Source organism: Brevibacillus sp. FSL K6-0770, from assembly GCF_038000275.1.
GTDB lineage: Bacteria > Bacillota > Bacilli > Brevibacillales > Brevibacillaceae > Brevibacillus > Brevibacillus parabrevis.
On sequence record NZ_JBBOBQ010000001.1, the window covers coordinates 2146820 to 2165586 of the forward strand.

Sequence of the window (18767 nt, forward strand, 5' to 3'; positions counted from 1 at the left end):
CGATTCACCAGCCTTTCCCGAGATCTTTTCGCAAGGCGCCTAACGCTTTGTGCAGCCAAGTCTTGACGGTTCCTTCCGGATAGCCGAGTCTCGAAGCGATTTCCCGAATGGTCAGGTCTTCAAAATATTTCATGAGAATGATGCTGCGATACATCGGCGTCAGCTTGGCCAATGCTTCCTCAATGACCAGTTTTTCCGCCGTCTGCTCCATCTGGCTGCCAAACGGAATAGCAAGGCTTTCTCCGGCATGCCAGTCGGAGGCGAACCGTTTTTTGCGTTTCAGCTCGTCCAGACAGACATGAATCAGGATGCGCGTCAGCCATGTGCGAAAATGCGCGGGTTCTTTCAAGCGGGACAAGCGCAGATAGGAGCGGCAGGTGGCCTCCTGTATGGCCTCCAGCGTGTCTGCCTCGTTGCGCAAAAAGGCGTAAGCCACGCTGTACAGCTGTTTTTGCTGCTGGCAAATCAGCTGGTAAAAGGCTTCGTCGTCCCCTTGCCTGGCTTGCCCGACAAGTTGTTCGAGATTCACAATCTTCCCCTCCTACTAAACATTAGACGCCGCAAGAGCCAAAACGGTTTTGGGAAAATAGGCAATCTTGCTTTTTTGGCGAACCAATAGCCTTCTTGATGCTTACAGTAAAGGAGGAAGAAGCAATGAGGGTGAGAAGGCATGTGGACCAAGTGGGTAACGATTCATGAGTCGTACGGGCTCCCCAGGGTGGCGAGCGAGTGTCGCATCTATTTGGAGATGAAAGGCATCCGGGTCAGGCTGTTGTCCAGGGAGACGAAAAAGGGCGGGCATGTGTACACGCTGCAAGTGCCCATCAGCCAGGCGGCGGAAGCGAGGGAGCGGTTGCGCGAGTTCAAAAGCGGACTGTAGCGAGAGCAGGCCAAAAGCCAGCGTTCTCCTTGAGGCGAGCAGGGCGCTGTGGGCCATACTAGGCACGGGGAGGGATCTGTGCCTATGGCGACTACACTCTTGGAAGCGCCCGCGAAAACAGGGCGAAAAGATTCCGGTTTGTTTGTGCCCGACTACGTGTTCGTCGAGCCGAATGCCCTGGACTATCCGCTCGGACAAGAGCTGTACCAGCGGTTCAAAGAGCAAGGGATTCCGCTGCAAATGACAACCAGTCACAACCAGGTTCGCGGCATTCCCGGAGAAACGGATGTTGAAAAATATCGCAATGCCAAACGGACACTCGTCATCGGCGTGCGCAAAACGATGAAGTTCGAGCCTTCCAAGCCGTCTGCCGAGTATGCGATTCCGCTGGCGACAGGGTGCGCCGCTCATTGCCACTACTGTTACTTGAATACGAATGTCGGGTCGAAGCCGTACATTCGCGTCTACGTCAATACCGACGAAATTTTTGCCCAGGCCAAAAAATATATCGAGGAACGTCCGGGGGAGATCACCAGGTTTGAGGCAGCCTGTACGTCCGATCCGGTCAGCATCGAGCATTTGACTGGCAACCTCAAACGCGCGATCGAGTTTATGGGCAAAGAAGAGTTCGGGCGACTGCGGTTTGTCACCAAATTTCACCATGTCGATTCATTGCTGGACGCGCAGCACAACAAGCACACCCGTTTTCGCTTCAGCATGAATGCCGATTTTGTGATCAAAAATTTTGAGCCGGGTACTTCCAGCTTCGCACAGCGTATTGAAGCGGCAGGCAAAGTGGCGCGAGCCGGATATCCGCTCGGCTTTATTTTGGCTCCTTTGTACTGGTTTGACGGATGGGAAGAGGGGTACACCGATTTGCTCGAACGGCTGAGCAGCCAGCTCGTCCCGGAAGCGATGACCGATCTGACCTTTGAGCTGATTCAGCATCGCTTCACGAAAATCGCCAAAAGCTTGATCCTCGCGCGCTATCCGAAGACCAAGCTGGTGATGAACGAAGAAGAACGCAAATATAAATGGGGCAAGTACGGCAAGGGCAAATACGTCTACCCGGATGTTCAGGCAAAAGCTTTGCAGGCGCATCTGGAAAAAGAAATTGCCCGGCTGTTTCCCCAGGCGAAAGTGGAGTATTTTACGTAGAAAGTCCAGACTGCCCAGCCAGCGGGGGCAGTTTTTTTGCTGGCAAAAGATGGCTAGCGACATAATGCGAATGGTTTCGACAAATACAAGGACGCGTGCTAAAATATGGAGTGCTCTCATTTTTCGGAAAGGAACAGACGCTTATATGAAGTCCATATTGATAACCGTTGAGGGACCGATCGGAATAGGAAAAACCTCCCTGGCGCGGGAACTGCACCAAACATGCGGCGTGCAATTGCTGGAAGAGATCGTCTATGAGAATCCATTTTTAGGAAAATTTTACGAAAACATCGAAGAGTGGAGCTTCCAACTGGAGATGTTCTTCCTGTGCAACCGCTACAAGCAGTTGCAAGATATTCACTCCCATTACCTCAACCAGGGCATTTCTGTCGTTTCCGATTATAATATTTTTAAAAATACGATTTTTGCCAAACGCACCCTGTCAGACAACAATCTTCCTAAGTATCTTAAAATTTATGATATCCTGACAGAAGATTTGCCGCAGGCTCATCTGGTCATTTACTTGACGGCTTCCATCGATACGGTCATGAAGCGGATTGCCATTCGCGATCGCGAAGTGGAACGGACGATGGATGTGGGTTATATGGAAAATTTGATCGCCGATTACAACGAGTTCATGGACGAGTTTGAGAAGCACCACCCGGATGTGCCTGTCATTAAATTCAACTGTGACGAGCTGGATTTCGTGCATCGCCCGGAGGATCGGCAATGGATGATGGAGCAGATTTTGCCGCGCATTGAGGAGTTGCGAAAGAAATAGAGGTTACGAATGCCGCGTGATTGGCAAGTATTTCAATAAGGAGTTGCGTACATGTCTAGGTTTCAAAACAGCCACCTTCGTGAAAAATACGGGATACCGGGCAATGCAGTGATTACCATCGGCGGAACGGTAGGTGTCGGAAAATCGACGTTTACCCATGCGCTTGCCGATCAGCTTGGTTTCCGCGTGTCTGTGGAAAAGGTGGACAACAACCCTTACCTTGGCCGTTATTATAACGATTTGTCCCGTTGGGGCTTTCATCTGCAAATCTTCTTTCTCGCGGAGCGTTTCAAGGAGCAGAAGCGGATGTTCGACTATGGCGGCGGTTTCGTCCAGGATCGCTCGATTTACGAGGACACCGGGATTTTTGCCCGCATGCTGTACGAGCAAGGCAACATGACAGAAGAAGATTACAAAACATATACCGAGCTGTTCGAAGCGATGGTCATGACCCCGTACTTCCCGCATCCCGACCTGCTGATTTACTTGGAAGGAAGCTTCGACGATATTATCGGCCGCGTTCAGGAACGTGGACGTCCGATGGAGCAGCAGACGCCGATCGATTACTGGCGCGATTTGTTCGACCGTTACGAAGGCTGGATTCATTCCTTTACATCCTGTCCGGTTCTGCGAGTAAACATCAACGAATACGATGTGGTCGATGACCCTGCTTCTGTCGAGAGCATCATTGCGCGAGCGGCGGAAAAAATTCGCCTGGGACGGGCAACGCGGTTGACTTAAGTTGACCAAACAATTCGCCCAATAACATAACCCCCTATCCATACTGCCTGGCAAATGCGCCGCGAGCAGCATAGGCAGGGGGTTTTTCGTCTGGCTATTTATTTGACCCGATAGCCTTCAAGCATCAGCGTCATGGCCCTGGCCATCTGTTCCAGAGAGTGCGCCTGGTCAGGCATTTGGGCAATCCAGAGCGCAGCTTCGTTCATTGCGCCAGAGAGCAGATGAGTCAAAGCCTCGATGGGCACAGCGGCAAGGTAACCTTGCTCTGCCATGCTTTGCAGTTGGGCTTGCAGCAGTTGCATGCTGTGTTCCTCGTCCATTTTCCGCCAAGCTTCCCAGCCGAGAACGGAAGGGCCGTCAATGAGCAAAATCCGTCTGTTGCGATGTTCGACGGCTGACGTGACAAAGGCGCGGCAACCGTTCAACAGCTGTTCCCACGGGTCCTGGCTTTTGGCAGCTTCCGTCTCTACTTGTTCTGCGATTTCTTTTTGCACGGATTCGAGCACGGCGCGGAACAGCCCTTCTTTGTTGCCAAAATGATGGTACAAGGCTCCTCGCGTCAGTCCCGCTTCCTTGACCATGTCCTCTGTTGCGGCATGGGCGTACCCTTGGGTGGAAAAATGCTCCCTCGCTATTTCCAGCAGCTTCGCGATCGTTTCTTGCCTTTGTTGTGCTTTCGATACTTTCATGCTGTTTCTCTTGCTCCTATCTGATCTGATCGAGGATGAGGCCAACCGTCAGTTTTGATCGACGTACTGGCTGCTGAACGCTTCCGTGGGAGGAATGACGGTGATGACGTCGATCAGGACGCCATTTGGATCAGAGGTAATGAAGTGACGCTGCCCAAACGGTTCATCCCGGATATCCAGGTGCACGGGAAGCCCGGCTTTTTGGATGAGTTTGTCATATTCCGCATCAACATCATTTACTTCGAAGTTGAGAATCAGACCTTGGGTAGAGGTTCGATACCCGGACGGTATAGTGTCGTGATCGGGATGCAAAATAGCCAGCTCAAAAGGGAAGTCGCCCTTGCTGTGCTTCAAGCTCACGTACCAATCCGCTTCAAAAACGAGGTCAAATCCAAAGTGTTCCACATAAAAACGGGCACTAACGCCCACTTGCCGAGACAGGATAACCGGATAAAAACTGGATACTTTCACAACAATCTCTCCCTTCCGTTCGTAATGAAAATTTAACATACAGACTGTATGTATGTAAAGTTGTTATTGGCATTTCCTCTGCACTTTGCCCGGGGGAAATCGGCTGCGGACAAACCCTCCTGTGGTATAATAAAGAAATCTTGGTATTAAAGGAGCTAGGGAATGGCAGAAGAATGGTTTGAACGCAGCTTTCGCGAAGATTACGTGCTTGTCTACCAGCATCGGGACGATTCGGCAGCCGATGAAGAGATCGCCAACCTGTTGGAGCGATTGCCTGTCAAAGACACGGGACGCGTACTGGATCTTTGCTGTGGGAGCGGGCGGCATTCGCGTGCGTTGGTTCGCAGGGGATACGAGGTGGTCGGAGTCGACTTGTCTCCTGTATTATTGCAGCTGGCCGAAGAACAAAACAACGATCCGCGGCTCAGCTTTGCCCGCTGTGACATGCGCAATATTCCCTATCGGGACGAATTTGATATCGTGGTCAACCTCTTTACCAGTTTCGGCTACTTCTCTTCTGATGAGGAAAACGCGCAGGTCATTCGCAATATGGCGCAAGCATTGAAAACGAACGGCGAGGTCGTCATCGATTATTTGAATCCAGCCTACGTCACGAGCCATCTCGTCCCGCATTCCACGAAGCACGTCAACGGAATGTTCATCGAGGAAAAACGGTGGATCGAGGACGGAGCCGTAAAGAAACGGATATGGATTACAGACGATACGGACAAAGAAAAGCGTGAATACTTGGAGCAAGTCCGGCTTTTTTCTGTCGAACAGATGATCGCGATGTTGGAGCAGGCCGGATTCGGACAGATTCAAGTTTTTGGCAACTACCAATTCGAACCGTATATAGCCAGTCAATCGCCACGCATGATTTTTTATGCGATCAAGCAATAAGTCGTGCGGATAAGCGTGACTAACCTTTCTGTCAGGTGAATATGATGGTGTTACAACCGTTCATCGGACAAAAGGGGGGCGATGTGAGTGAGCAAGCTGTCTTTGGAGCAGGTCAAACTGTATTTGAGCAAGGTTCCGGGCTGGAAGCTGGTAGAGGACAGGATGGCGCTGTCGCGCACATACCACTGTAGAGACTTCGCCACGGCCGTAAGCTTCGTGAATCGCGTGGCGGAGATGCTTGAGCACGACAGTCAGCATGTGGAGATTCATTTGGCTGGCGGGACTGTCACCTTTACGCTCGCGACCCGTGAAGCAAAAGGGCTGACGGGCAAGGACTTCGCCCTGGCACAAACGATCAGCAAAGTAAGCTAGAACGGGACGACACACGACCGCTTCTTCGGGGAAGCGGTTTTCTTTTGGCATTTTCGCCTCACTTTGCTATGATGGGCAGTAATGAAACTTTCGGAGGGATCGAGAAATGGACATTCAACAACACGAGCAATTGCTGCGCTTGCTGACAGACGAATTTGCCAGCAAAACGGCATCTGTCACATTTACACAGTGGGATACAGACAGCGAAGAGGAAGAAGAGGTAACACAATTTCAGGGACAACTGACAGAAGTCAAGTTGACTGATAATGAATTTGAGGAAAAAGACTTGCTGCTGGTGTTTGTGTCGGAAGCGGAAGGCGAGCTGGAAATTTTGATGGAAATCCCTGGCGATGAAGTGGACCTCGCCACATTTGCAGACGGAAAGCTGAGCATTTTCGGTACGGAAGCGGAGATTGTTTTGGAGAAATGAAGAAAAAGCATTCCTTTCGCTACGTAGGCACCCCTGATCCGATGAGCGACAAAGAGGTGTACTGCTGCGAAAAATATATAAAAAAGCACAGAGCGGCGATGATCAGGGCAGGTCAGTATATAGTGGACGTCCCGGCCTTGCTCGCCCTGTTTCATCTTGACTGTTGGAACTGCCGTGCGGTTCATCGCGAGACTTGTTGCGAGGGTGGACAACCTTACGCGGTGGAGCCGTGGCAAATTCCGATTATGGAAAAAGAACTGCCGGAAATCACAGCCCGCTTGCAGTCAGCAAGCGAACGGGAAAATTGGGAGCGGCACGGCGTCTGGGACCGGGGGCAACTGCCAGGCACGATCCGCATGCGCCACGGCAACTGCCTGTTTTATCAGGAAAACAACGGCCGCCTCGGCTGTGCGATCCATGCGTACGCCGAAGAGGCGGGACATGTGGTGGAGCCGCTAAAGCCGTTCAGTTGCCAGTTGTATCCGCTTGATCTGATCGATACGGGCGAGGCGATTTTGCTGACGGCGGTGACGGAGGAGACGTCGTCTTTTTCGCGCTGGGGAACAGACTATTTGGAGCAATTTTACTGTGCCAGCCCACAGCGCAGGAAACTGGCGACGCATCTGGATGAAAATGTGTTCGCACTCGCCGGGTACCGTCCGGCGTATGAGTGGAACTTGCCGATGCTGCGCTATTTTTTGCAGGAGGAAGCGCACGGGGTGCTTGAACACTTGCAAGCGCACAACCAGCTGGGAACTGTCAGGATGTAATTGGAACAGCGGATGCCTTGTGATATGATGGGGAAGGCATGAACATGATTGACAAAGGAGCAACAGTGATGAACGTCAAGACTACTCAAGAATCCCGCACGATTCAGGCATCCCTGGTTCAACCGTCTGATACCAATTACCACGGCACGATTTTTGGCGGCACGATGATGGCTTATATAGATGAGGTTGCGGCAATTGCTGCGATGAGACATTCCCGCAGGCCCGTCGTGACTGCTTCCATAGACTCCATCGATTTTCTCGCTCCGGTGAAAATGGGGCACTCGATTTGCCTGGAAGCTTTTGTTTCTTCGACAGGACGCACTTCGATGGAAGTGTTTGTCAAAATCGTTTCGGAAAACTTGCAAACAGGGCAACGCGTGCTGACAGCTACTTCGTTTTTGACTTTTGTCGCCCTGGATGAAGCTGGAAATCCGACCGAGGTTCCTGGCATTGTCCCGCAAACCGAGGAAGAGCAAAAACTGATGGCCTCCGCAGAAGAGCGCAAAAAAATGCGCAAGGAGCGAAAAGGAAGCCTGCAAGCTTTTGTCAGCCAGTTGAACGTGGAAAAAACGATTTGATTTTCGCATGCTTTCTCCCTGAGCGACAGTTCGCTCAGGGGCTTTTCTACATAGTGGCACGAGGAGGAATCGGCGATGAAGTACCGCAGACTAGGCAAGACGGAACTGAATGTTTCGGTCATCGGCGTGGGAACGTGGCAGTTCGGCGGAGAGTGGGGGCAAGACTTCACTCAGCCTGAGGTCGACGCGATTTTGGACACGGCCAAAGAACTTGGAATCAACTTGATTGACACGGCGGAATGCTACGGAGATCATCTCTCGGAGCAACTGATCGGGGGCTATTTGAAAAAGGGCGGTCGCGCAGACTGGATTATCGCAACGAAGTTCGGGCATCATTTTCACGACAAGTTTTCCCGCACGGACGAGTATGGGGCAGCGCAAGTACAAGTGCAGCTAGAGAACTCGTTGCGAGCTTTGCAGACGGACTACATCGATTTGTACCAGTTCCATTCCGGGCCGGACGCAGCGTTCGACAACGACGAGTTGTGGACGTATTTGGACAAGCAAGTACAGGCAGGAACGATTCGCCACCTCGGTTTGTCGATTGCGAAAAATGACAACATGCATCAAGTTGCGAATGCAAGCTCCGTGCAGGCGAAGACGATTCAGGTCGTGTACAACCGACTGGACCGGAAGCCGGAGGAAGCGGTTTTTGCTTCGTGTACCGAACAAGACTTGGGCGTACTTGCGCGGGTGCCTTTGGCAAGCGGATTTTTGAGCGGCAAGTACAAGCCCGGTGTCGTTTTTGCCGGAAACGATGTGCGGCATCGCCGCGACCCGCAGCAAGTGGCGGAGTTGCTTGCAGAAGTAGCCAACATCAAGGAAACCGAAGTGCCGGAAGGAATGGACATGGCGCAGTGGGCGCTTGCCTGGTGCCTGAAGCATCCCGCCGTCACGGCGGTAATTCCGGGCAGCAAAAGTCCGGCGCAAGTGGAAGCGAATGCGAAAGCGGCAGCATACGCCGCGGACGACCATCCGCAAGCGCAAAAATAACAGCAAAAAGAGGAGCCGACGCCAAGTGCCGGCTCCTCTTTTTTATGGGCGGTCAATCGAGAAAACGCGCCTTGATTTCGCGGGTCGGCAGCATGCACTGCTCTTGCTTGCCAAACCAGCGGTAACGATTCCGGGCGACCCAGTCGTAAATGAAATCGCGGGCAGGACGGGGGAGGAAGCGGCTGAGGTAAAAGCACAGCGGCCACGCTCCAGACAGTTTGCGCGCGACCTGCGAAACCGCGTCCGATTTGGTATACAAGCGACCGTTGGCCAAAAAGACGACAGATGAAAGCTGCGTGGCATCGTACTGATGCGACGACAAAATCTGTTTCGCCGTCTCTGACTGCAAGGAAGCGAAGTGAATCGCGCCGGACGAGTCGCGTTTCAAAACAAATTGTACGGCGCTGTTGCACATATGGCATTCGCCGTCAAAAAACAGCAGATTGTCAGGGTGTTGCAACGGCGTGGATATCGGTTTCATCAGCCAGCCCTCCATGCTTCAAAGGCGAGTGAGTTGGAAATCACTCTTCTCTCTTAGGATAGCAAAGAACGGAGGGCATTCCCAGTGGCATGATGCTTTTTAGGAGCGTGGATGTGACCCGCTTGTGGTAAAAGCTCCTGTCTCCCAAAGCGGGTACAACGGTCAACGCTCAACAGTCGTGCCCCTTTTGTTTACACGATCACGAGTGTCCCTTTTTTGATCAATTCTTCGGCCTTGACCAAGTCCGGGTGCATCTCGCGGTCTTCGTGGAGACGAGGGATGACGCGGCGCAGTTCCGCGTATGCCTTGCTTGTGCCTGCTCCCAGATCGCCTGTTCCGAAGTCGATCGCTTGCGCTGCGGCCAAGTATTCGATGGCAAGCACCTTTGTTACGTTGGAGATCACGGTGCGCAGCTTGCGGGCAGCGGTAGTGCCCATGCTGACGTGATCTTCCTGGTTGGCCGAGGATGGAATCGAATCGACAGACGCAGGGTGGCACAGCACCTTGTTTTCGGACACGATGGAAGCGGCTACATATTGGGTGATCATAAAGCCGGAATGGAGTCCGCCGTTTTCAGTCAAAAACCCGGGCAAACCGCTAAGCTGCGGGTTCACAAGCCGCTCTGTCCGACGCTCGGAAATGTTCGCCAGCTCTGCCATGGCGATGGCGAGAAAATCGGCAGCGAATGCCATCGGCTGACCATGGAAGTTCCCGCCAGAGATGACATCGCCTGTCTCGGTAAAAAGAATCGGGTTGTCGGTCACGCTGTTGCACTCCCGGCTCACCGTCGTCCAGACGTACTCCAGCGTGTCGCGTGTCGCGCCGTGAACTTGCGGGAGGCAGCGCAGGCTGTAAGGGTCCTGGACGCGCAGCTCGCCCTGCTGCGAGGTGCGCTGGCTGCCGGACAAGTGTGCGAGCAGTCGTCTGGCCGATTCCTGTTGTCCGGGATGAGGACGAACGAGGTGCAGCTGTGGATCGAATGCTTTCGGGATTCCGCGCAAAGCTTCAATCGTCATCGAAGCGATCAGCTCTGCGCTTTCCAGCACTACCCGGGAATCATACAGCGCCAGGCAGAGCTGCGCGGTCATGGCTTGCGTGCCGTTGATCAGCGCGAGTCCTTCTTTCGCTTGCAGGCGAATCGGGGCCAGACCGACTGCTTTGAGCGCTTCGCTACCGCTCATTTGTTGCCCGTTTACATAAGCTTCCCCTTTGCCGAGCATGACCAACACCATGTGGGCGAGCGGCGCCAGGTCACCGCTGGCGCCAAGCGAGCCTTGCTGCGGGATGACCGGATGCACGCCGCGGTTGCACAGCTCTACAAGCTGGAGCAGCGTTTCTTCGCGGATGCCGGAATAGCCTTTTGCCAGAGCGTTGATGCGCAGTGCCATCATGGCGCGGACGACTTCTACCGGATACGGGTCGCCCATGCCGCACGCATGGCTCATGATCAAGTTTTCCTGAAGCTTGCTGACATCTTCGCCTTGAATCATCACATCGGAAAATTTGCCGAAGCCGGTAGTAATTCCGTACACGACTTTTTGTTGCTGGACCATCTCTTCCACCATGGCCCGGGAACGGCGCACATTTTCCAGTGCTTCCGAAGTCAATTCGATGTGGACGAACTCTCTGGCGATCAAGGCGACATCTTCAATGCGCAGTTGATCCCCGTTCATTTGGATAAGTGTTGGCTGATTCATGGATAGTTTCCTCCTTTAACAGAGCAGAGAACGAAAAGAGCGAGGGGTTAGGATACTAATATCCTAACCCCTCGCTCCTGGGTTCTATATGTGATTGGATGAAACGTGTAAGCCTGCTCGGCGGCTGCATACGTCTGTCCTCACTTTCGCTCTACAACTGTCAGATAATTTTTGTTATTAGTATTATTGTAACGGAAGTGAGCGCGCAGTCAAGAGCAAGATTGTCACGGCGGCTTCCCCAGGATAGAAAAAACGGGCTCAATCCATTTTTGGAAACTGGGCGAGTGTCGTTTCTTGAGCGGGATAAATGTCATACCATGTACTGTGTTATTTCATCAGAAAGGACGTGTTCGTTTCCGTGGAAAAGCGACGTAAGATGCCGCCAGTGCCGCCATCTTCTCCAAGGCGTCCAAAAGAAATGCCAAAACCGCCTTCCTCGATGATGCCGATGCCATCGCCATCGTTGCCGTCACCGAATGTGCCATCACCAAACGTGCCATCGCCGTCCAAACCAAATCCGCCGCAAAGCTCGGAGAATCCACAGCACAACATTCCGGCACGCCCGATGCCACAACGGCCAATCATGCCTTCGCCTAACCAGAATATGCCGAACATACCGAAGCCTATGCCACCAAAAGCGATGCCGTCGAATCCGATCCCGCCAAAAGCGATGCCGCCGAATCCAATGCCGCCAAACCGGATGCCAGCGAACCCGATGCCGCCAAACCGGATGCCAGCGAACCCGATGCCGCCGAACCGGATGCCAGAAAACCGGATGCCGGCGAACCCGATGCCGCCAAACCGGATGCCAGCGAATCCGATGCCGCCGAATCGCAGACCAGCGAATCCGATGCCGCCGAATCGCAGACCAGCCAATCCAATGCCGCCGAACTCCATGATGCCAAATCGGCGTCCGCCCAATTCTTCGCCGAACATGCGCCCGCCATCAGCGGAAAATGCACGTCCCGGAACGGAAATCGAGCTTTATTTGTTCAAATTCCATTTCCATATGGACCGGATGCAATACTTCCGCCACAAATGTGAGCAATACCGCGATCATCGCAAAAAGTACAGCGAGTACCGCAAGTATTACAAACACCATCAGCGCAGAATGAAGCATTATCACGATCGTTGCCAGGTTTGGCATCATAGGGGCGGCAGCAGTTCTTTTGGACGTGGCAGCTCCTCGTCTCATGGACATAGAGGATCTTCTTCCGGACATGGATGCGGCTGCGGTTGCGGCTGCGATTAAGCAAAGCCAAAAGGACGCCTGTTTCACCAGGGGCGTCCTTTTGTTTGTTGTTTCGCACGGAAATGGAAAGAACAGGCGTACTTTCTGGCGATCAAGGAGCGGAAGCGAACGCCTCGACTTCCAGCCCGCGCTTTTTCAAATGATGACGGAGCGACAGCAGGGCATCATCTTTGTTTTTGCATTCCAAAACAATGTCGACATGGTAATCGGCAAGGGCGCTGACAAAAGCGATAAACTCGTCGGGGTCAATATTGTCGGCATGGGCGCGAAATTCTTTGGCTGATTTTGGCGAGGACATATGCATTTTCGGAGTGCGCTTTCCCCATGTCTGGATGATGCGCGGAAGGTACTCCTTCCAATCTTCTCCATCCGAATGGCATTGATGGTGATGCATGTCAAACACCATAGGCACTCCGATTCGCTCGCATAGCCCCAGCACATCGAGCATCGTAAAAGACGTATCGTCGTTCTCGACGACCAGCCTGCGCTTTACGTGCTCGGGAAGACGCTCGAAGTTGGCGGCAAATCGATCGAGCGAAGACGCTTTATCCTCGAATACGCCGCCGACATGGGTGACCAGCACCGAGTTGTCGTCAAGCCCGAGCAGGTCGAAAACTTTGGCATGATAGGAAAAATCAGCGATGGTCGCTTCTACGACAGATGGCTTCTCGCTGTTTAAAATGCTGAAGTGGCCGGGATGCGCCGTCATGCGGATGCCGTTGTTGCGAATAAACTCCCCGGTTTTTTGAAAATCCCAGGCAAACTCTTTGGCCCAATCCCATTCTGCCGCAACCGGGTGAGTGGCGAGCGGTACAAACTCGGAAGGGAGGCGGTACAAAAAAATGCGGTTGTCCACGTTGTAGGCGAGCAAATCCATCAGGTTAAAGAAATTCGTCTGCAAAACTTGGCGAAGCTTTTTCAACCGCGCCTGCGGCTCCAGCTTGTTGATTTGGGCGACGGTCGTTTTTTTGTTCGGATTGTTTTTGAGCTTCACGCTGATGCAGGCATAGCCCAAACGGATCAAGGAAATCACCCCTAGGATCGTCGTCTTTCTGTAGTATCTCCCAAAAGCAGTCCCAAGGTCGGGATGAAAACTTCCCAGTGAAGGGAAACGAACCATGCAAGCAATCCCCCAAAGAAATATGTATGTGAGCAAAAGCAGACAGTGACTTGTTTCCGTCTGCTTTTTATGGAGAAAAAAACTTGGACGAGCCGTTAAACGGTCAGGTCGTCAAACATGTCCGCGATCAAGCCGATAGGTCTAGCTGTCAAACTGGCACGTAAAATGTACTGATCCTGTCATTTGTTATGAGTAGGAAGGGAGGTGACGAAGACATGCTGGTACTGGGCATCATCCTGATTTTGCTGACGGTTGCCGTTGCCATTGCCATTGGCTACAGGGCGAATGAAAGCGTGCGGAAATTTGACGAAAACGAGCATGAAAGCTTTATCGGTTCCAGGACTAATTCGTGACAGGGGGAAGGAGGGAGGCAATATGCAGCAGGATAAAGAACATCAGTTGCTTGAGGATAAAAAAGACTTGAACAAGTTCGGCTATGCCCAGGAGCTGCTGCGGGATATGGGCGGATTTTCGAACTTTGCGATTTCTTTTTCGATCATTTCGATTTTGACAGGGGCTGTTTCTTTATACGGGCACGGGCTGTTGTACGGCGGGCCAGGCATGATGGGGTTTGGCTGGACGATCGTCGCCTTGTTTGTCATCCTCATCGCGGCTTCGATGTCAGAGCTGGCATCCGCGATTCCCACAGCAGGGGCGCTGTATCACTGGGCGGCTATTTTGGGCAGCAAACGCTGGGGCTGGTACACCGCCTGGATCAACCTGATCGGACAAATCGGAATCGTAGCGGGAATCGACTATTCTTTTTCCTTGTTTGCCGATCCGCTGTTAGCCAGCGCGTTTGGCTATACTTCGACCGAGACGACCACCTTGATCTTGTTTGGCATCACTTTGCTTTTACACGGCATTTTCAATCATATTGGCATACGGCTTGTAGCGAGATTGAACGATTTTTCCGCCTGGTATCATATTGGCGTTGTCGTTGTGCTTGTAGGCAGTCTTGTGTTTTTCTCGCGCAATGAGTTGCAGCCGCTCGACTATTTGTTTCAGGTCGGACAAACGTTTTCCGACAAACCGTACGCCATCGCATTCCTGATCGGACTGTTGCAGGCGCAGTGGACGTTCACGGGCTATGATGCTTCTGCCCATACGATCGAAGAAACGATCAACCCAAGGGTTCGCGCCGCTTGGGGCATTTTCACTTCTGTGGCCTTTTCCTTTATTTTTGGCTTTATTATGCTTGCTTTTGTCACGCTGTCCATTCACGATGCAGCAGCTGCCAGCGCCGCGGACAATGCCTTTATTTACGTGATCAGCGCCGCGCTGGGTGGAACGTTCGGTTCCGTTGTACTGTGGCTGGTCACCTTTGCGATGTGGTTTTGCGGCCTTGCTTCGATCACCTCCTTTTCCCGCATGCTGTACGCTTTTTCCCGGGATAAAGGCATGCCGTGGAGCAGACAGTGGGCCGAAATCTCCAGGAAATACAGAACGCCTGCAAAAGCGATCTGGCTGGTGGTCATCCTCTCGTTTGCCCTTGCCCTGTTTGACTACATTTTGAAGCGGATCAACCCTGATGCCGAATACACGACATTGGCTTTTCTCACCGCAGTAAGCGTGGTCGGACTGTATGTCGCTTACGGTATTCCGCTCTATCTCAAGCTGCGTGCCGAGTCGCGAGGGGTGTTCCAGCGAAAGCATTTTGGCCCGTGGAACCTCGGCAACTGGAGCAAGCCAATCAACGTGCTCAGCTTGCTCTGGATCGTGTTTATTTCGATCATGATGGTGATTCCTCCGAACCAGACAGCAGCGTATGCGCTGATCGCCATGTTTGTCGTCCTGATCATTATGGATCTCGCTTACTACCGCAAACATTTTGCGGGTCCGCAGGCGGCGCTCTCGACTTCGGCAGAGGAAATCAAACGCCAGGAAGCGAAATTCCGCGAGTAACTCGCATCAATTCCAATGGAAAATCGTTACGAATATCAGCAAGCCCCCGCTCATGTGCGAGCTGCGGGGCTTTTTTGCATTCATCAGCGCTCATAACGGACGCACACGGGAGAAAAGCTAGTTGTATCCCGGCAAAATGAATGAAAAGGAGCAGCAGATCATGCAAAAAATGAAAAGCGCGATAGCGACTGTGACGGGGATCGTCATTTTGGCCCAACTGTCGGTACCAGCAGCAGCGTGGCAAGGCATGGAGATGGGGAAGCGAGCCATTCATACGATGATCAAGCAGGCTTCGGAGAAAGTGCACAACCGCTATGAAGCCGCTGGCATTACCGATCCGGTTGCCTTTGAAGCCTTTTTCCGAAAGCTGCAGGAGGCAGTACAGGCGGGAGATAAGCGCCAAGTAGCCAAAAAAGTACACTTCCCGCTGCGGATCAACAAAGACGGGAGTAGCCGCTACATCAGGGATGAGCAGCAATTTTTGGCGGAGTACGACCAGATTTTTAGCGATAAAGTCAAAAAAGCGTTGCTCGCGCAAAACGTCCAGGAGACGTTCGTCAACGCGGAGGGCGTGATGGTCGGCAACGGCGAGTTGTGGCTGGGGCAAATCGGCGGGAAATACGTGCTGTTTGCTGTCAATGAATAAACGGAAGGAGGAGGGCTTTTTTGCGGAAAAGCCCTAAAGTTTCATCAAAAAAATTTTATTGAACATTGTGTATATTTTACGTGGACATTATAGATAGAAAATTCTAAAATAACTAATAAATAGACAAGGATTGAGGTGGATTCGACAAAGAATGTCCGCTCGGAATGGACATTTGTAATTTTAGTTAATACGTGGTAAGATTCACGAAAAGCTGATTTGTTTAATTAAACTTAACTGAACATGAACGTAGAGAGAAAAGGAGTGGTTACAGTGAGTTTGGATACAAAACGATTGGCGGACGAGCTGGCAGAACAGGTTGTTGCGTGGCGCAGACATCTCCACCAACATCCGGAATTGTCATTCGAAGAAGAGCAGACGTCTCAATACGTCTATGAAACGTTGCAATCTTTCGGAAATTTGGAACTGTCGCGTCCGACAAAGACGAGCGTGGTTGCCCGTTTGATTGGTTCCCAGCCAGGGCCAGTGCTCGGGATGCGCGCCGATATGGACGCCTTGCCGATTCATGAGGAAAACGCAGTGCCTTACGCTTCCGGCAAAGCTGGCGTCATGCACGCATGCGGACACGATGGGCATACGGCCATGCTGCTTGGAGCGGCCAAAATATTGTCGCAATACAAAGACAAAATCAAAGGAGAAGTGCGCTTCTTCTTCCAGCACGCAGAGGAACTGCCGCCGGGTGGTGCCGTGGAGATCGTCCGGGCTGGAGCAGCGGACGGGCTGGATTCCATCATCGGCATCCACCTGGCCTCGTACATGCCAGTAGGAAAATTCGGTGTGCTGTACGGAGCGCTTACCTCTTCCACAGACCGGTTTGATATCAAAATCCAGGGCAAGGGCGGGCACTCCTCGCAGCCAGAGTCGGCGATCGACCCGGTTGTCATCGGCGCTCAGGTGATTACGGCCCTGCAACAAATCGTGTCCCGCAATGTCAGCGCATTGGACAAGGTGGTCCTGTCCGTCACGATGCTGAATGCAGGCACAGCGTACAACATCATCCCGGATTCGATGACGCTGACTGGCTCAACCCGTTGCTTCGACGCCAAGATTCGCGAAAATCTCCCGGTATGGATCGAGCGGATCGTCAAAGGAACGACGGAAGCGCACGGAGCCAGCTACGAATTTTCGTTCTCCCACGGCTACACATCGGTCGTCAACGACCAGCAAGTTACCAAGCTGATGGAAGACACGATTCGCGAGAGATGGGGCGAGGAAGACATTATTTACATCGATCCGCTGATGCCGGGCGAAGACTTCTCCGAATACTTGAAAAAAGCGCCAGGCTGCTTCATTCAGCTGGGAGCCGGCAATCCGGAAAAAGGCTTTGTTTACCCGCACCATCATCCACGCTTTGATTTCGATGAAGATGCACTTGCTCGAGGTGTAGAGTTGTTTGTTCGGGCCGCACAAAAAGTAGTCATGGAATAACAGACAGGAACGAGACCGAACAGGGGGAAACATTATGACTGAGGGACGCGTGAATGTGTTCAAGCTGCATTTCTTGGTGCTTATACTGGTTGCTTTGACAGAGTTTATCGGCACGAAAAAAATTAACATCGGTATCGGGGTAATCGCTTTGTTTCCAATGCTGTACGCACTTGTTTTGGGCGGTGTGATCAGTTGGCCTTCATTTAAATTTTTGAAAGAAAAAGACATGAATGTCGCTGCGAATATTTTGGGAGTTTCGTTCTTGCTCTTCGTATGCAAGCTGGGTGCGAATATTGGGCCGGAGCTGCCAAAGCTGTGGGGAGCGGGTGTATCTCTGCTCGTGCAGGAGGTAGGGCACATCGTCGGAACGATCATTTTGGGCTTGCCGGTAGCGCTCTTGCTCGGACTCAAGCGTGAATCGATCGGGGCCACTTATTCGCTCGACCGCGAGCCGAACCTGGCCATTGTTGTGGACAAGTTTGGCGCGAGTTCTCCTGAAGCGCGCGGCGCATTGGGCGTTTACATTTGCGGTACGCTGTTCGGCGCGATTTTCATGTCGCTTTTGGCAAGCATTTTGGGAAGCAGCGGACTGTTCCATCCGATTTCCCTCGCGATGGGCGCGGCAGTTGGCTCAGGCAGCATGATGGCCGCAGCGACAGGATCACTGGCTGTTATTTTCCCGGAAGCACAGCAAGACATCGCCTTTTACTCAGGTGCGGCCAACCTGATGATGAGCATCATCGGCACGTATGTATGTATCTTCGTGTCGTTGCCGCTGACTCAGCGCCTGTACGCATGGCTTGAACCGATTATTGGGCGTAAAAACGCTTCTGCGGAAACAGAAGGGGGGCAAAGAAGCGCATGAATCAAGTCCTGACGATTCTCATCATTGGTGCCATCACACTTGTCGGAAACTGGATCGGCTACAAGGTTCCCATCCTGGAATCCTTGCCAGGCATTGCGCTTTTGGCGGTCATTACCTTGATCGGGATGGGCTTCACGAAAATATTGCCGTTCAAATCTCCAGTCATCGTCTGGATTTCCTTGTTTGCCATGATTGCCACTTCGCCTTTTTTCCCAGGAAGCGCGTATACGGCTGCGGCGATTGCCAAAATCAATTTGCTGGCTCTCGCTACCCCGATTCTCGCCTATGCAGGTTTGTCGCTGGGCAAAGACATCCATCTGTTCAAGCAACTGAGCTGGCGGATCGTCGTCGTGTCCCTCGTTGTTTTCACTGGTACGTTCCTGTTCGCAACCTTGTTCGCAGAGATCGTATTCAAAATTCAAGGCAAGTTTTAACGCACAAAGCATGACCGAAAACCTTCGTGGCACATAGCGCGAAGGTTTTTTCGTCTCTACCCGGGGTGTACAAAAGAATTGATCGATCAGGATTAGACAGGTATACTCTTAATAATCAGAAAGATTACGGCATACGACAAAAAGAGAGAGTGGAGGCA

Annotated in this window: 24 protein-coding genes; 16 read left to right on the plus strand and 8 right to left on the minus strand. The window is 52.3% G+C overall.

Going from position 1 to position 18767, the window contains the following annotated elements; genetic code table 11:
* Positions 1 to 4: 4 nt before the first annotated feature.
* On the minus strand, positions 5 to 529 hold the full coding sequence (locus NST23_RS10445; protein ID WP_309539046.1) for a sigma-70 family RNA polymerase sigma factor: 525 nt from the start codon (positions 527 to 529) through the stop codon (positions 5 to 7).
* 141 nt (positions 530 to 670) lie between these two features.
* Here NST23_RS10445 and NST23_RS10450 point away from each other — a divergent pair, with 141 nt between their 5' ends.
* From NST23_RS10450 to NST23_RS10465, 4 genes are all read left to right on the plus strand, one after another.
* Positions 671 to 880 (plus strand): hypothetical protein, encoded by a 210-nt coding sequence (locus tag NST23_RS10450; protein ID WP_122965663.1) that lies wholly within the window; start codon positions 671 to 673, stop codon positions 878 to 880.
* An 84-nt stretch (positions 881 to 964) separates the two neighbouring features.
* Entirely contained in the window at positions 965 to 2038 is a 1074-nt protein-coding gene (splB, locus tag NST23_RS10455; protein ID WP_173595596.1) for a spore photoproduct lyase, read from the plus strand.
* Between the two features lie 145 nt (positions 2039 to 2183).
* Complete coding sequence (locus NST23_RS10460) at positions 2184 to 2819, plus strand: deoxynucleoside kinase (RefSeq protein WP_122965665.1); 636 nt, start codon at positions 2184 to 2186, stop codon at positions 2817 to 2819.
* A gap of 51 nt (positions 2820 to 2870) precedes the next feature.
* Positions 2871 to 3560, plus strand: coding sequence for a deoxynucleoside kinase (locus NST23_RS10465; RefSeq protein WP_122965666.1), 690 nt, complete (start codon positions 2871 to 2873; stop codon positions 3558 to 3560).
* A gap of 98 nt (positions 3561 to 3658) precedes the next feature.
* On the opposite strand, the gene NST23_RS10470 is transcribed toward NST23_RS10465, so the two are convergent.
* Together NST23_RS10470 and NST23_RS10475 are read right to left on the minus strand one after the other, a co-directional pair.
* Positions 3659 to 4249 (minus strand): TetR/AcrR family transcriptional regulator, encoded by a 591-nt coding sequence (locus tag NST23_RS10470; RefSeq protein ID WP_173595597.1) that lies wholly within the window; start codon positions 4247 to 4249, stop codon positions 3659 to 3661.
* 48 nt (positions 4250 to 4297) lie between these two features.
* Positions 4298 to 4720 carry a VOC family protein gene (locus tag NST23_RS10475; protein ID WP_122965668.1) on the minus strand — a complete coding sequence of 141 codons (423 nt, stop codon included), beginning with the start codon at positions 4718 to 4720 and terminating at the stop codon, positions 4298 to 4300.
* A 162-nt stretch (positions 4721 to 4882) separates the two neighbouring features.
* On the opposite strand from NST23_RS10475, the gene NST23_RS10480 reads away from it, so the two are divergent.
* The 6 genes from NST23_RS10480 to NST23_RS10505 all read left to right on the plus strand — a co-directional run bounded on the left by NST23_RS10480 (position 4883) and on the right by NST23_RS10505 (position 8763).
* Positions 4883 to 5620 carry a class I SAM-dependent methyltransferase gene (locus NST23_RS10480; protein ID WP_173595598.1) on the plus strand — a complete coding sequence of 246 codons (738 nt, stop codon included), beginning with the start codon at positions 4883 to 4885 and terminating at the stop codon, positions 5618 to 5620.
* A gap of 87 nt (positions 5621 to 5707) precedes the next feature.
* The gene (locus NST23_RS10485; protein WP_122965670.1) at positions 5708 to 5992 is read left to right on the plus strand and encodes a 4a-hydroxytetrahydrobiopterin dehydratase; all 285 of its coding nucleotides are present in this window, start codon (positions 5708 to 5710) and stop codon (positions 5990 to 5992) included.
* Positions 5993 to 6098: 106 nt separating this feature from the next.
* Positions 6099 to 6422, plus strand: a complete 324-nt coding sequence (locus tag NST23_RS10490) for a hypothetical protein (protein ID WP_122965671.1) — start codon at positions 6099 to 6101, stop codon at positions 6420 to 6422.
* Positions 6419 to 7192 carry a DUF3109 family protein gene (locus tag NST23_RS10495; protein WP_122965672.1) on the plus strand — a complete coding sequence of 258 codons (774 nt, stop codon included), beginning with the start codon at positions 6419 to 6421 and terminating at the stop codon, positions 7190 to 7192. Before NST23_RS10490 ends, NST23_RS10495 begins: the two co-directional genes overlap by 4 nt.
* A gap of 68 nt (positions 7193 to 7260) precedes the next feature.
* Positions 7261 to 7770: an acyl-CoA thioesterase gene (locus tag NST23_RS10500; RefSeq protein ID WP_173595978.1), complete on the plus strand. Its 510-nt coding sequence runs from the start codon at positions 7261 to 7263 to the stop codon at positions 7768 to 7770.
* A 75-nt stretch (positions 7771 to 7845) separates the two neighbouring features.
* On the plus strand, positions 7846 to 8763 hold the full coding sequence (locus NST23_RS10505) for an aldo/keto reductase (RefSeq protein ID WP_173595599.1): 918 nt from the start codon (positions 7846 to 7848) through the stop codon (positions 8761 to 8763).
* Positions 8764 to 8815: 52 nt separating this feature from the next.
* Here the strand turns inward: NST23_RS10505 and NST23_RS10510 are convergent, their stop codons facing one another.
* From NST23_RS10510 to uvsE, 5 genes are all read right to left on the minus strand, one after another.
* Positions 8816 to 9244 (minus strand): thiol-disulfide oxidoreductase DCC family protein, encoded by a 429-nt coding sequence (locus NST23_RS10510; RefSeq protein ID WP_242771913.1) that lies wholly within the window; start codon positions 9242 to 9244, stop codon positions 8816 to 8818.
* Positions 9245 to 9435: 191 nt separating this feature from the next.
* Positions 9436 to 10941 (minus strand): histidine ammonia-lyase, encoded by a 1506-nt coding sequence (gene hutH / locus NST23_RS10515; RefSeq protein ID WP_122965676.1) that lies wholly within the window; start codon positions 10939 to 10941, stop codon positions 9436 to 9438.
* 327 nt (positions 10942 to 11268) lie between these two features.
* A complete protein-coding gene (locus NST23_RS10520) occupies positions 11269 to 11877 on the minus strand; it encodes a hypothetical protein (RefSeq protein ID WP_173599749.1) in 609 nt (202 codons plus the stop codon).
* 10 nt (positions 11878 to 11887) lie between these two features.
* Positions 11888 to 12220, minus strand: coding sequence for a hypothetical protein (locus tag NST23_RS10525; protein WP_173595601.1), 333 nt, complete (start codon positions 12218 to 12220; stop codon positions 11888 to 11890).
* A gap of 64 nt (positions 12221 to 12284) precedes the next feature.
* On the minus strand, positions 12285 to 13217 hold the full coding sequence (gene uvsE, locus NST23_RS10530) for a UV DNA damage repair endonuclease UvsE (protein ID WP_122965678.1): 933 nt from the start codon (positions 13215 to 13217) through the stop codon (positions 12285 to 12287).
* Positions 13218 to 13528: 311 nt separating this feature from the next.
* Between uvsE and NST23_RS10535 the strand changes: the two genes are divergently transcribed.
* The 6 genes from NST23_RS10535 (at position 13529) to NST23_RS10560 (ending at position 18609) form a co-directional block, all read left to right on the plus strand.
* A complete protein-coding gene (locus tag NST23_RS10535) occupies positions 13529 to 13666 on the plus strand; it encodes a hypothetical protein (RefSeq protein WP_167470353.1) in 138 nt (45 codons plus the stop codon).
* 22 nt (positions 13667 to 13688) lie between these two features.
* Positions 13689 to 15218: an amino acid permease gene (locus tag NST23_RS10540; protein WP_122965679.1), complete on the plus strand. Its 1530-nt coding sequence runs from the start codon at positions 13689 to 13691 to the stop codon at positions 15216 to 15218.
* Positions 15219 to 15378: 160 nt separating this feature from the next.
* On the plus strand, positions 15379 to 15864 hold the full coding sequence (locus NST23_RS10545; RefSeq protein WP_173595602.1) for a hypothetical protein: 486 nt from the start codon (positions 15379 to 15381) through the stop codon (positions 15862 to 15864).
* A 270-nt stretch (positions 15865 to 16134) separates the two neighbouring features.
* Positions 16135 to 17310: an amidohydrolase gene (locus NST23_RS10550; protein ID WP_122965680.1), complete on the plus strand. Its 1176-nt coding sequence runs from the start codon at positions 16135 to 16137 to the stop codon at positions 17308 to 17310.
* A gap of 34 nt (positions 17311 to 17344) precedes the next feature.
* A complete protein-coding gene (locus NST23_RS10555; protein WP_122965681.1) occupies positions 17345 to 18175 on the plus strand; it encodes a DUF3100 domain-containing protein in 831 nt (276 codons plus the stop codon).
* Positions 18172 to 18609: a hypothetical protein gene (locus NST23_RS10560; protein WP_122965682.1), complete on the plus strand. Its 438-nt coding sequence runs from the start codon at positions 18172 to 18174 to the stop codon at positions 18607 to 18609. Before NST23_RS10555 ends, NST23_RS10560 begins: the two co-directional genes overlap by 4 nt.
* Positions 18610 to 18767 lie beyond the last annotated feature (158 nt).